This is a genomic window from Xanthobacter agilis, assembly GCF_021730435.1.
Classification (GTDB): Bacteria; Pseudomonadota; Alphaproteobacteria; order Rhizobiales; family Xanthobacteraceae; genus Xanthobacter; species Xanthobacter agilis.
This window is the reverse complement of record NZ_JABWGX010000005.1, coordinates 21400-35473: the sequence shown is the minus strand read 5'-3', so window position 1 is coordinate 35473 and position 14074 is coordinate 21400. Positions and strand designations below refer to the sequence as shown.

Genomic DNA, 14074 nt, shown 5'->3' with positions numbered 1-14074 from the left:
TGTCGTTTCTCCGCCCATTTTCAAGCCGCATAAGCGAATTGCATATTTTTTCAGCAAACCATCACGCTATTAAGCGCTGGAATAGCCGCGCGGGTCCATTCCATACGCAGCCGCAGTGTCCCATCCCGCTCCCGACCCTCGCGGAACGGCCGCCGCGCTGGTCGCGCCGCGTTCGGACCGATGTCGCAGGGCAAAGCCGACCGCGAAGGCGAATCACAGGCATACATGACACGACATCACTGGTGGCGCAGTAGATGATCGCTACGGAAACCTTCCTAAATGGACACCACGCCGCAAATGAGAGGCATGGCGAAGAGGCCCCGCAACATAACCCTCAAATACAACGTAAGACTGGAATTCATTGTATATATTTGAATATAGCGCCGTCTATTGATGGCCACGGAATACCGCAAAAACACGCGGAATACATTCTTTCCGTTCCTGTAAAAAATTGCTAAAATAATCAGAACGTGTGCTGTTGGCCGCCGACGCAGAGACGAGCGGACCAACTCGATGTGAATTGAGCTACCCGTGCCAAGCCCTGACCGGCATGGGTTAGCGGGCCGGATGGTGAGCCCCCATATCACCGTCCGGCCCGATATCTCACTGCCGCGGCAAGACCATAGCGGTAAGACGATGGCAGTAGGACGATGGCGGCGTGCCGGGATCCGGCGCCACGGGTACCCCTCGGACGGACCGACGCTGTCCTCGCACCTCCACCCCATCCCGCGTGCCCTGCGGGGCCAGGCCGCTCCGACGGCGGTCCGCCACCCCCACCGTCACGCAACCGCCAAGCGCCGCGCGCTGGTCGTGGAAGCCGGTCCGCACCGGCCTGAGCCAAAATGCGGCCCCGCCAGGCCGCTCAGGCCCGCTCCAGGGTGCGCTTGGCTTCCGCATAGCCCTCCGCCGTGTTGGTCTGGATCGCGAGATCGGAAAAGTCGTAATCGCGCGAGGCATGCTCTCCGGTCTGTCCCTGGCGCACGATGCGGGTGATGGTGCTCGCCGCGCCGTCCCCCATGAGCTGGATGAAGGCCGGCAGACGCTTCACCTTCGCCGCCTCGGCCTCGTCCAGGCGCGAGAGCAGATGATCCACGAGCTTGCGGTAATATTCGATCTGCTCCCGGTAGTGCAGATCACTCTGCACCCGCTCGGAGTAAACGATCTCGTCGCGCCGCGCGAAAACCTCCATCATATTGGCGGGCAAGGCGCGGCGCCCGGAGAACAGATCGACGATGAACACCCGCTTGCCGTCCGGCCCGCAGCGCTCGAGCAGCAGGTCCAGGGGCGAATTGCTGATGATGCCGCCGTCCCAATAGGCCTTGCCGTCGACGATGGTCCAGGGGAAGCCCGGCGGCAGGCTGCCGCTCGCCAACACATGATCGGCGGTGAGGTCATCCACATAGCTGTCGAACACTTCGAGCGCCGCGGTAGTGACATTCACCGCGCTCATCAGAAGGCGCACCGGACTATCCTTGAGAGTGGAAAAATCAACATATTTCGAAAGCAACGCCTTCATGGGCGAGGTGTCGTAATAGCTGGTCCAATTGGCGGGCCAGTCCTCCGGACCCTTGGGCGGGATCACCCAGCGGGGGGTGAAGAAATTGGGCACGCCCATGGTCAGGATCTTGGATGCCGCCGCCGCGCGGCGCATCTCGACGAAGGGCAGTTGGGGCGTGGTCACCGACAGATCGTTCCAGAACGATTCCAGGGCCTGCGTCGCATGGCGCGGATTGCCCGCGATCACCGCCCCATTCAGCGCCCCGATGGACACCCCGGCGACGATGTCCGGAAAAATGCCCTCCTCTTCCAGCGCCTTCACCACCCCGCACTCGAAAGCGCCGAGCGCGCCCCCGCCTTGCAGGATCAGCGCGGTCTGGGTGGGGATATGGTCGAGCACGAAGCCCGGCTCTCGCAGCCGGTGCTTCACGTCACCGAGGGCCACGCGGTAGCGGATCAGCCCCTCGCTCACCCGGATTTCGTCGGGCGGACGACCCACGGAGAACAGGGCGCGCGGCACATCGCCCTTCATGTAGAACAAGGCGAACGATCCCTTCTCCAGGGACCCGCGGGCAATCCAGCTGTCAGCTTCCTCGGTGGCGCCGAGCACGTTGAAGCCGATATCGCCGACCTCGCAGTAAAAATACGACACCTCGTCATAGCGCAGCCGGCGGCCGAGCATGTTGCGGGCGACCACGCGCCCCTGCTTCACCGCATTGTCCCAATGCTGGAGATGGCGGCGGCGAGCGAACACCGGGTCGGGGAAGTTGGTGATGTCGCCGGCGGCATACACGTTGGCGACGCCGGTGCGCAATTGCTCGTCCACCAGCACATAGCCCTCGTCGTCGAGAGGGATGCCGCTGCCGGCGAGGAAGGAGGTGGCTGGTGTCACGCCGATGGAGACCACCACCAGGTCGCACGGCACCAGCCGCCCGCCGGCGGTTTCCACGCCCTCCACCTTGCCGCGGCCGCGCACGGCGGCGATGGAATCACCGAGCAGAAGCGTGGCCCCGCGCGCCTCGGCATATTGCTCGAAATATTGGGAGAGGCGCGGCGCCTCCAGGTGCGGCAGAAGCCGCGGCCCCTGGTCGATGATGGTGACCTTGAGGCCCCGCTCCAGCAGCGACATGGCGATTTCCATGCCGAGATAGCTGCCGCCCAGAACCACCGCGCGCGACGCGCCCACCATGGCGGCGCGAATGGCATCGGCATCGGTCTTCTGGCGCAGGGTGAAGACGCCGGAGAGATTGGCCCCCGCCACATCGAGCGGGCGCGGTTTGGAGCCGGTGGCGACCAGAAGCTGGCCATAGCCGATGCGCTCGCCAGTGGTGGTCACCACCTCCTGTTTGGCGCTATCGATCCGCTGCACCTTGGTGCTCAACAGCAGAGCAATGTCGTTTTCGGCGTAGAAGCTGTCCGGGTGGATGTAGATGCGCCCCTCCGGATCGTCACCCAGCAGCAGGCCCTTGGACAGGGCCGTGTGGTGGTAGGGGGGCACATTCTCCGCCGAGAGCATGATCACCGAACCGGTGGCGCCCTCCGCCCTCAGGGTCGCCGCCGCCGAAGCCCCGGCGATACCTCCCCCCAGCAGAAGGAAATCCGCATAGCGGGTGGCGCCGCCCTGCACCGGCTCGTGCGCTGGCACACCTGCGTTCATGACTTCCCCTCGCCCGTCGGCATCGGGACCGGCGGCTCAAGGCACCGGTCCCGACGCAGGTTCACTTGGGCAGAGGATAGCGCACCGGCGTGACAGGCGATCGAAAATGATTGCTCCGCCGCGCCCCCGCTCCGGGTCGGTCAGTTGCCGGTCCGACCCCCGTAATACTTCGCGATGGCGATGATCTCGCCCACGATGCCGCGCCGAAACAGGGACACCGCAAGCACGAAGATGGTCCCCTGGATCACCAGCACCCATTCGCCGAAGCCGGCGAGATAGTTCTGCATGGTGACGATGACCGCGGCGCCCACCACCGGGCCGAGGATGGTGCCCATGCCACCCACCAAGGTCATCAGGATCACCTCGCCCGACATCTGCCACGCCACGTCGGTGAGCGAAGCCAGCTGGAACACCAGCACCTTGGTGGACCCGGCAAGCCCCGACAGGGCGGCCGACAGCACGAACGCCAGAAGCTTGTACTGGTTCACCCGATAGCCCAGCGAGATCGCCCGCGGCTCGTTCTCGCGGATCGCCTTCATCACCTGCCCGAACGGCGAATGGATGGTGCGGTAGATCACCAGGAAGCCGAACAGGAAGATGGCCAGCACCAGGTAATAGAGGTGGATGTCTTGGGTGATGTCGATGAAGCCGAACAGCGGACGGCGCGGCACCGATTGCAGGCCATCCTCGCCACCGGTGAAGCGGGCCTGCAGGCAGAAGAAGAAGAACATCTGCGCCAGCGCCAGGGTCACCATGGCGAAATAGATGCCCTGCCGACGGATGGCCAGCAACCCGGTCACGAAGCCCAGCGCCGCCGCGAACACGACGCCGGCAAGGATCCCCAATTCCGGCGAGAAGCCCATCTCCTTGATGGTGTAGGCGCAGATATAGGCGGAACCGCCGAAGAACATGGCGTGTCCGAACGACAGCAACCCGGTGTAGCCCAGCATCAGGTTGAAGGCGCACGCGAACAACGCGAAGCACATCACCTTCATCAGGAACACGGGATAGACGCCGAACGGCGCCACCAGGAGCACCGCGACCGCAAGCAAGCCGAGCACCGTCAGCGTGGAGGAGGAGGTCGCCGCGACGCCGGACGCGGCGGGGGTCGAAGAGCTGGAAGACGCATTCATGGCAGCCGCCTCAATTGGCTCTCACTTGGCCGTGCCGAACAGGCCGGCGGGCTTCACCATGAGCACGATGGCCATGATGACGAAAATCACGGTGGAGGACGCCTCCGGGTAGAACACCTTGGTCAGGCCCTCGATGACGCCGAGCCCGAAGCCGGTGAGGATGGCCCCCATGATCGAGCCCATGCCGCCGATCACCACCACCGCGAACACCACGATGATGAGGTTGGAGCCCATGGTGGGGCTCACCTGATAGGCGGGCGCGGCCAGCACGCCGGCGAGCGCGGCAAGGCCCACGCCGAAACCGTAGGTGAGGGTAATCATGCGCGGCACGTCGATGCCGAATGCCTGCACCAGGTCCGGCCGCTCGGTGGCGGCGCGCAGGTACGAGCCGAGCTTGGTGCGCTCGATGACGAACCAGGTGGCGAAGCACACCACCAGCGAGGCCACTACCACGAAGGCGCGGTAATTGGGCAGGAACATGAAACCGAGATTGGTGCCGCCCGGCAGCGGATTGTTGTAGGGCAGGCCCGAGGAACCGTATTGCCGCCGGAACAGCCCCTCGAAGATGAGCGCGAGGCCGAAGGTCAGCAGCAGGCCGTAGAGGTGATCGAGCTGGTACAATCGCCGCAGCAGCGTGCGCTCGATCACCATGCCGATGATGGCGACGATGATGGGCGACAGCACCAGCGCACCCCAGAACGGCACGCCCAGATAGTTGAGCAGCATCCACGCCCCGAACGCGCCCATCATGTATTGCGCGCCGTGGGTGAAGTTGATGACGTTCAACAGGCCGAAGATCACCGCGAGCCCGAGGCTCAGCATGGCGTAGAAGGCGCCGTTGATAAGGCCGAGCAGCAATTGCCCGAACAGGGCCTGGGGGGGAATGCCGAGAAGCTCGAACATGGAAGATCCGTCTCGTCAGGGGAAAGCGGGCCGGCTCGCGGGGGAAAGCCGGCCCGTCTTGAGTTGGGCTCAGCCCTTCTTCACCAGCGGGCAGTCGCTCTCGCTCAGGGGGCGGAACGCTTCATTGGCGGGAATGGTCGCCTTCAGGGTATAATAATCCCACGGTCCCTTCGACTCGGAAGGCTTTTTCACCTCGTAGAGATACATGGGGTGGATGTGGCGCCCGTCGATACGCACCTCGCCCTTGCCGAACAGCGGGTCGTCGGTGGGGATCTTCTTCATCTCGGCCACCACGGCCGCGCCATCCTTGGCGGACTTCAGCGCCTCCACGGCCTTCAGATAGTGCAGCACGCCGGAATAGACGCCCGCCTGCACCATGGTCGGCCGCTTGCCGCCATTGGCCTTGGCGAATGCGTCGGCGAAGGTGCGGTTGGCGTCGGTCTGGTCCCAGTACCAGGCCGCGGTGAGGTTCAGCCCCTGGGCGGTCTTGAGCCCCAGCGAGTGCACGTCGGTCAGGAAGATGAGCAGGCCGGCGAGCTTCTGCCCCCCGTCCACGATGCCGTATTCAGACGCCTGCTTGATGGAATTGATGGTGTCGCCCCCGGCATTGGCGAGGCCGACGATCTTGGCCTTGGAGCTTTGCGCCTGGAGCAGGAAAGAGGAGAAGTCGGCATTGTTGAGGGGCACCTTCACCGAGCCCAGCACCTTGCCGCCGTTGTCGGTGACCACCTTGGAGGTGTCGCGCTCCAATGCGTGGCCGAAGGCATAATCGGCGGTGAGGAAGAACCAGGTGTCGCCGCCGGTCTTCACGATCGCCTTGCCGGTGCCGTTGGCGAGCGCCCAGGTGTCATAGGTCCAGTGCACGGTGTTGGGTGTGCAGGCCTTTCCGGTGAGGTCCGAGGTGGCGGCGCCGGAATTGATGAAGACCTTGTTCTTCTCCTTGGTCACCCCGGAAACGGCGAGCGCTATACCGGAATTGGGCGTGTCGACGATCACGTCCACGCCGTCCACGTCGTACCACTGGCGGGCAATGGAGGTGCCCACATCCGCCTTGTTCTGGTGATCGGCGGCGAGCACCTCCACCTTGAGGCCCTTGGCGGCGGCGCCGAAGTCTTCCACCGCCTTCTTGGCGGCCCACACCGAGCCCGGCCCGCCGAGATCGGCATAAAGGCCGGACTGGTCGTTGAGCACGCCGATCTTGACCGGAACGGGGTCGGCCGCCTGTGCCACGCCGATGCCGACGAGGCTCGAGGCCGCCAGGAAAATGGCAGCAAGACGCATGGTATTTCCTCCCAACCGGACTTTTTCGCCGGCATTTTTCTCTGTCAGGGGCATTGAGGGCTTCAGACGCCCAGAAACGCTTCGAGACGCGCCGCGTTTTCCGCGATCTTGTCGTTTTCCACCATGTCCACCACCCGGCCATGCTCGACCACATAATGACGGTCGGCGATGGTGGAGGCGAAGTGGAAGTTCTGTTCCACGAGCAGCACGGTGAAGCCGCGCGCCTTCAGGGTGCGGATGATCTCGCCGATATGCTGCACGATCACCGGGGCAAGCCCCTCGCTCGGTTCGTCAAGCAGCAGCAGCTTCGCCCCGGTGCGCAGGATGCGGGCGATGGCCAGCATCTGCTGCTCGCCGCCGGATAGCTTGGTGCCCTGGCTGTTGCGCCGCTCTTCGAGCCGCGGGAACAAGACGTGGACCTCGTCCACCGAAAGCCCGCCCGGCAACACCACCGGCGGCAGCAGCAGATTCTCGCGCACCGAAAGCGAGGCGAAGATGCCCCGCTCCTCCGGGCAGATGGCGATGCCGAGGCGCGCGATCTTGTTGGGCTGGAGGCCGATGGTCTCGGTGCCCTCGTAGCGGATCGAGCCGGCGCGCTTGCGTAAAAGGCCCATGATGGCGCGCATGGTGGTGGTCTTGCCGGCGCCATTGCGGCCGAGCAGGGTCACCACCTCGCCGGGATGGACGTCGAAGGTCATGCCGTGCAGCACATGGCTTTCGCCATAATGGCCCTGCAGGTCCTTCACCTGGAGCAGGGGCGTTGAGTTCGCGTCGACCATGTCAGTGCGCTCCGTGCCCGGTGCCCATGTAGGCCTCGACGACCTGCGGGTTCTTGGAAACGTCCGAATACGGTCCTTCAGTGAGGATCTCGCCCCGCGCCAGCACGGTAATCATGTCGGACAGGTCCGCCACCACGGACAGGTTGTGCTCCACCATGAGGATGGTGCGGTTCTGCGCCACGCGCTTGATGAGGTCCGCGGTGCGGGCGATGTCCTCGCGGCCCATGCCGGAGGTGGGCTCGTCCAGCAGCAGCATTTCCGGGTCGAGCGCCAGGGTGGTGGCGATCTCCAGCGCGCGCTTGCGGCCATAGGGCAATTCCACCGCCAGATGATCCTGATAGGCGGTGAGGTCCACGTCGGCGATCAGTTCCATGGCGCGGTCATTGAGCGCGTCGAGCGAGGTCTCGGACTGCCAGAAGCGGAAGGAGTTGCCGAGCGGCCGCTGCAGCGCGATCCGCACATTCTCCAGCACGCTCAGATGCGGAAAGGTGGCGGAGATCTGGAACGAGCGCACCATGCCCAACCGTGCGACATCCGCCGGCAGCGTGCGGGTGATGTCGCGCCCGTTCAACCGGATGGTGCCGCGCGTCGGCTCCAGAAACTTGGTGATGAGATTGAAGCAGGTGGTCTTGCCCGCGCCATTGGGCCCGATGAGGGCGTGGATGGTGTGGCGACGGATCTTGAGATTCACGTTCTTGACAGCCGCGAACCCCTTGAATTCCTTCGTAAGACCCGATGCTTCGACGATGTAGGGCACGTCTGAGACGGTGTCCATGATCGGTGGGCGCCCTTGTGTTGAGGCCAAGGGGACACTCAGCGCTCGCGCGCGGCGCTCCCTTTGGCGATGTCCTCCGGATCGGCACCTTGAGCGGTGCGCTTTATCGTGCGACGCACCCTAGCACGCACGGGCGCGGATGCGTCAACTGGCGCTCCGGACCGGCAGCGGCTGGACAGGAGCACCTGAGGTTTCATACCACACTGCGGAATAAAACGAGCGTACGCTCGAAAAAATTTTTGTGATGTCCGAGGCCGCATGCCCCTGGCCGGCGGCACCCGCGCCGCCGGCCGTATGGGGTCGATCACAGCGGAAGGGTACGCGCCTGCTCGTGATAGGCCGCGTTGGGCCGCATGTCGGTGGCGGAGGCAATGCGGTTCGTCATGTTGAAAAACGCCGTCACGGCGCCAATGTCCCAGAGGTCGCGTTCGGTGAAGCCCACGGCGCGCAGGGCCGCCCGGTCGGCCTCCTCCACCTCGAACGGACGCTCTGTCAGCTTCACCGCGAAGTCGAGCATGGCGCGCTGGCGGGCATCGAGCCGCGCGGCGCGATAATTCATCACCATCTGCTCGCCGAGCACGGGGTCGCCCGAAAGCTGGCGCACCGCCGCGCCATGGGCCGTCAGGCAGTAATAGCAGCGATTGACGCTCGAGACCGCCACCGCGATCATCTCGCGCTCCAATTTCGAGAGGCCGGAGGGCGCCAGCATCAAATCGTTGTACATGGCGGAGAAGGCGGACAACTTGGACAGGTCGAAGGCGTAGGCCTGAAGAACATTCGGCACGAAGCCGATCTTGGTGCGGCACTTGTCGAAATAGGCTTCGGTCGCCGGGTCGAGTTCCGCCATGGGCAGGTCGAGGACGATCGCGGGTGTATCGTCGGGGCCTCGCGTCGCCACCGGGGCCGTCACCGGCGCCTTCTTTGCGGGCGTGCCGGTTTTTTTCGCGGGGGCACTTTTGGTCTTTGCGGGCGCGGCGGGGGGCTTCACTGTGGGGGCCATTGGCGTTTCCTCGTCATCTTTGCGTCGTGGCTCTTGGCCGAACTTCACCCGCCGAGAACCAGCCGCTCCCGCGGGAGCCGGCGCCGGCGCGACATGAGGGCGTCCATTCGGGGGAGTGGCCATGACTGTGCAAGGCGTTCAGACTGCCGAAACCGACCACGACCTGCAAGGACGCCTGGCGGCCATCCGCACCGCCCTTTCCGCCACCGGCCCCGAGGTGCCCGATCTGTTCGCCCGGACCTTCCTCGCCGCCATCGCCCCGGAAGACCTCGCACCGCTCGATCCCGCCCTTGCCGCCGGCCTGATCCGCGATGCCTGGGCCCATCTGCTCAGCCGCCCGCGCGGGGTCGGCGACGTGCGCGTCTTCGATGCCGGCGCCGGAGCCATCACCGTGATCGAGGCCATCAACGACGACATGGCCTTCCTGTTCGATTCGGTCGTGGGCGAAGCCGCCGACCGCAAGCTGGAACTGAAGCTCGCGGCCCACCCCATCTTCCATGTGCTGCGCGATCGCGACGGGCGGGCGTCCGGCCTCGCGGAACCCTCCCGCAAGGAGGAGGAGGACAATCGCGAAAGCCTCATCCACCTGCACGTGACCGCCATCGACGCGGCCGAGCAAGCGCAGCTTCGCACAGGGATCGCGGACACCCTGGCCGACGTGCATGCCATCAACGCGGACTTCCAGGCCATGCGCCGACAGGTGAAGGGCCTCGCGAAAAGCCTGCGCAAGGACAAGGCCCCCTATGCGGACAAGGATCGGCTGGAATCGGCCGACCTCATTTCCTGGCTCACGGAGGATAATTTCATCTTCCTGGGCCTGCGCGCCTACACCCTCGACGATGCCGGCACCCTGAGCATGGAACCCGGCTCCGGCCTCGGCGTACTGCGCGATCCGCAGGTGCGCGAGCTTCGCCTCGGCGACGCGCCGGTGGCGACCTCACCCGAGATCCGCGCCTTTCTCGATGGCCCCCTGCCGCTGATCTTCTCCAAGGCCAGTCTGCGCGCGCGGGTGCACCGGCGCAATATCATGGATTATGTGGGCATCAAGACCCATGACGAGAAGGGGCGCCTGTCCGGCGAGGTCCATGTGGTGGGCCTTCTGACCTCCACCGCCTACACCCATTCGGTGCAGGAGATCCCCTATCTGCGCCTCAAGGCTGAAGCCGTGGTGCGCGCCGCCGGCCTCGAGCCCGAAAGCCATTCCGCCCGCGCCTTGGAAACCGTGCTCGAAACCTATCCGCGCGACGACTTTTTTCAGATCGACGTGGACACCCTGGCCGTCCACGCCCGCGCCATCCTCTCGCTCTATGATCGGCCGCGGGTCAGGGTGCTGCCGCGCCTCGACCGATTCGGCCGGTTCGCCTCGGTGCTGGTCTATGTGCCGCGCGAACGCTTCGACACCGCGGTGCGCGGGCGCATCGGCGTGCTCCTGGAGACGGCTTTCGGCGGCACCATCTCGGCCTTCAACGAAAGCTTCCTCACCGGCGTGCCCCTCACCCGCGTACACTACACGGTGGACCGTCGCGGCACGGCCCTGCCCCCGCCCACGGAGGATCTTCCCGCCCTCGAACGGGCCGTCGCCGCCGCTACCCAGTCCTGGAGCGACCGCCTGTGCGGCGCCATCGCCGCCGCGCCCGGCCTTGCGGGCACCGATGCCAGCGTGCTGCGCCACCGCTACGCGAACGCCTTCGGCGTCGGCTACCAGGACGCCTTCAACGTGGACGCGGCCCTCACCGACATCGAACGCATCGAACGCCTGTCGCCCGAGCGGCCCATCGCCATCGATTTCGATCGCCGGGTCGAGGATCCCGACACCCGCATCTCCCTGCGCCTGCTGTCCTACGGAGCACCGCTGCCGCTCTCCATCCGCGTGCCCATGCTGGAGAACATGGGGCTCAAGGCCATCAACGAGCGCACCTACCGCATCGAGCCTCAGGACGGGGACGGCATCGGCGACGACTTGGAGGACGCGCCGAGCGTGGAGCGCTGCTGGCTCCACGACATGACGCTGGAGCGGGCCGACGGCGGCACCATCGCCATCTCCGGCTCCGCCGAGCGGCTGGAGGACTGCCTCAACGCGGTGCTGCGCGGCGCCGCCGAGAACGACGGCTTCAACGCCCTGGTGCTGGATGCCGGCCTTTCCTGGCGGGAAGCGGCGCTGGTGCGCACCCTCGGGCGCTATCTGCGCCAGGCGGGGATTGCCTACAGCCCCGATTATCTCTGGCGCACCCTCGCCCGGCACGAGGCCATCGCGCGCGACATCGTGGCCCTGTTCCACGCGCGCTTCGACCCCGCGCACGCCGCGACGCCGGAGGCCCGTCTTGCCCGCGAGACGCCGCTGCGCGAGGCGCTTTCCGGTGCCCTCACCCAGGTGTCGAGCCTGGACGAAGACCGCATCCTGCGGCGCTTCATCAACCTCGTGGATGCAGCCCTGCGCACCACGTTCTACCAGAGCGACGAGGAGGGCCGTCCGCGCGAGGCCATCGCCGTCAAGTTCGAGAGCGCCAAGGTGGAAGGCCTGCCCCTGCCCCGCCCGCTCTACGAGGTATTCGTCTATGCGCCGCGCGTGGAGGGCGTGCACCTGCGCTTCGGCAAGGTGGCGCGCGGCGGTCTGCGGTGGTCCGACCGGCCGCAGGACTTCCGCACCGAGATCCTCGGCCTGGTGAAAGCCCAGCAGGTGAAGAACGCCGTGATCGTGCCGGTGGGCGCCAAGGGCGGCTTCGTGCCCAAGAGGCTGCCCGCCGGCGGCACGCGCGAAGCCATCTTCGCCGCGGGCACGGCGGCCTACGAGGTCTTTGTCTCCAGCCTGCTCGACCTCACCGACAATCTCAAGGGCGGCGCGGTGGTGCACCCGGCCGACACCGTCCGCCTCGACGGCGACGACCCCTATCTGGTGGTGGCCGCCGACAAGGGCACCGCCACCTTCTCCGATACCGCCAACGCCATTTCCGCGCGGCACGGCTTCTGGCTGGACGACGCCTTCGCCTCCGGTGGCTCGGTTGGCTACGACCACAAGGCCATGGGCATCACCGCCCGCGGCGCCTGGGAGGCGGTGAAGCGCCACTTCCGCGAGATGGACATCGACATCCAGACCACGCCGGTCACGGTGGCCGGGGTGGGTGACATGTCGGGCGACGTGTTCGGCAACGGCATGCTGCTGTCACCCGCCATCAAGCTGGTGGCGGCCTTCGACCACCGCCACATTTTCCTCGATCCGGACCCCGATCCGGCGCGTACCCATGCCGAGCGCCGGCGCCTGTTCGACCTGCCCCGCTCGTCCTGGGCGGACTATGACGCGCGCCTGATCTCGGCCGGCGGCGGGGTGTTCGCCCGCTCCGCCAAGAGCATCGCCTTGTCGGACCAGATCCAGGCGCTGCTGCGGTTCCCCAAGGCCCAGGCCACCCCGGCGGAGCTCATCAACGCCATCCTGAAGGCGTCGGTGGACCTCCTGTTCTTCGGCGGCATCGGCACCTATGTCCGCGCCTCCACCGAAACCGACGCGCAGGCCGGCGACCGCGCCAACGACGCGGTGCGCGTCGCCGGCGCCGAGCTCAACGCCAAGGTGATCGGCGAAGGCGCGAACCTCGGCATGACCCAGCGCGCGCGCATCGAGGCGGCGCGCCGGGGCATCCGCCTCAACACCGACGCCATCGACAATTCGGCCGGCGTGAACACCTCCGACGTGGAGGTGAACATCAAGATCGCCCTCGCCCACCCGCTGGAGAGCGGCGCCCTGCCCCCCGACGCCCGCGCGGACCTCTTGAAGGAGATGACCGGCGAGGTGGCGGAGCTGGTGCTGCGCAACAATTATGCGCAGACCCTGGCGCTCTCGCTGGCGCGACGTTCGGGCGGGCGCGACCTCGCCTTCCAGCAGCGGCTGATGCAGATGCTGGAGGCGCGCGGCGAGCTGGATCGGGCGGTGGAGTTCCTGCCTTCCGACGCGGAAATCGCCGACCGCCGCGCGCGGGGGGACGATCTCACCCGGCCCGAGCTGGCGGTGCTGCTCGCCTATGCCAAGCTCGCTTTCGATGCAGACCTCGTCGCCTCCGGCGTGCCCGACGATCCCTATCTGGCGCGGGAGCTGGTGTCCTATTTCCCGACCCAGATCGAGGCCCGCTTCCCCGAAGCCATCGCCCATCACCGTCTGCGGCGCGAGATCATCGCCACCGGGCTTGCCAATGCCATCGTCAACCAGTGTGGCCCGTCCGCGCTCGCCCGCATCACCGACCAGACCGGCGCGGACGCCGCCGCCATCGCCCGCGCCTTCGCGGTGGTGCGCGACAGCTACGGCCTGCCGGAGCTCATGGCCGGGATCGACGCCCTCGACACCAAGGTAAAGGGCGCCACCCAGCTCGCCCTTTACGCGGGGGTGGAGGAGCTGACCTTGAGCCGCATCGTCTGGTTCCTGGGCAATGTGTCTTTCGCGGAGGGGATCGCGACCGTGGTCGAGCGCTATCGCCCCGGCATCGCCGCGGTGGCCGCCGCCCTCGACGAAAGCCTGCCCGAGGCCTGGCGCCTGGCCCGGCAGGCGCGCATCGCCGAACTGACCGCCCAGGAGGTGCCCGAGGCGCTGGCGCGGCGCATCGCCTCCACCCAGGCCCTGGCCGCCGCGTCCGACATCGCCCTGCTCGCCCACACCACCGGCCGCCCCATCCCGGACGTGGCCAGCACCTTCTTCGCCGCCGGGCGCTATTTCGACGTCGACGATCTGGTGATCCAGGCGCGTGGCATCGTCGCGCCCGATTATTACGACCGGCTGGCCCTCGACCGCGCCCTGTCACAGCTCGAGAGCTTCCTGCGGCGCATCAGCGGCCGGATCCTGGCCGAGGGCGGGGCCGGCGCGGGGGGGCTTGATGCCTATGTCGCCGCCCACCGCGATGCGGTGGAGCGCATGCGCGCCACCGTGCGCGACATCGCGGCCTCCGGCCTCAGCCTCTCCAAGCTCACCCTCGCGGCGAGCCTTTTGGGCGACCTCGTCCACAGCTGAGCGGGCGACAGCTTCCCATCCAGCCGGCGCGGTATCGCGCCGGCTGACCCAAGGCCCATGAG

The 14074-nt window shown here is 66.5% G+C and carries 8 protein-coding genes; 1 reads left to right on the top strand and 7 read right to left on the bottom strand.

What is annotated here, in order from left to right; genetic code table 11:
- Positions 1-862: 862 nt before the first annotated feature.
- From HUW53_RS04725 to HUW53_RS04695, 7 genes are all read right to left on the bottom strand, one after another.
- On the bottom strand, positions 863-3154 hold the full coding sequence (locus HUW53_RS04725) for an FAD-dependent oxidoreductase (protein ID WP_237344604.1): 2292 nt from the start codon (positions 3152-3154) through the stop codon (positions 863-865).
- Between the two features lie 140 nt (positions 3155-3294).
- Positions 3295-4287, bottom strand: coding sequence for a branched-chain amino acid ABC transporter permease (locus tag HUW53_RS04720; RefSeq protein ID WP_237344603.1), 993 nt, complete (start codon positions 4285-4287; stop codon positions 3295-3297).
- A gap of 21 nt (positions 4288-4308) precedes the next feature.
- Complete coding sequence (locus HUW53_RS04715) at positions 4309-5190, bottom strand: branched-chain amino acid ABC transporter permease (protein WP_237344602.1); 882 nt, start codon at positions 5188-5190, stop codon at positions 4309-4311.
- Positions 5191-5259: 69 nt separating this feature from the next.
- Complete coding sequence (locus tag HUW53_RS04710; RefSeq protein WP_237344601.1) at positions 5260-6471, bottom strand: ABC transporter substrate-binding protein; 1212 nt, start codon at positions 6469-6471, stop codon at positions 5260-5262.
- A gap of 62 nt (positions 6472-6533) precedes the next feature.
- Entirely contained in the window at positions 6534-7250 is a 717-nt protein-coding gene (locus HUW53_RS04705) for an ABC transporter ATP-binding protein (protein ID WP_237344600.1), read from the bottom strand.
- A 1-nt stretch (position 7251) separates the two neighbouring features.
- Positions 7252-8067, bottom strand: a complete 816-nt coding sequence (locus HUW53_RS04700) for an ABC transporter ATP-binding protein (protein ID WP_370877801.1) — start codon at positions 8065-8067, stop codon at positions 7252-7254.
- A gap of 262 nt (positions 8068-8329) precedes the next feature.
- Positions 8330-8872, bottom strand: a complete 543-nt coding sequence (locus HUW53_RS04695; RefSeq protein WP_237344765.1) for a peroxidase-related enzyme — start codon at positions 8870-8872, stop codon at positions 8330-8332.
- A 274-nt stretch (positions 8873-9146) separates the two neighbouring features.
- Here HUW53_RS04695 and HUW53_RS04690 point away from each other — a divergent pair, with 274 nt between their 5' ends.
- Positions 9147-14012, top strand: a complete 4866-nt coding sequence (locus HUW53_RS04690; protein ID WP_237344598.1) for an NAD-glutamate dehydrogenase — start codon at positions 9147-9149, stop codon at positions 14010-14012.
- Positions 14013-14074: the final 62 nt, after the last annotated feature.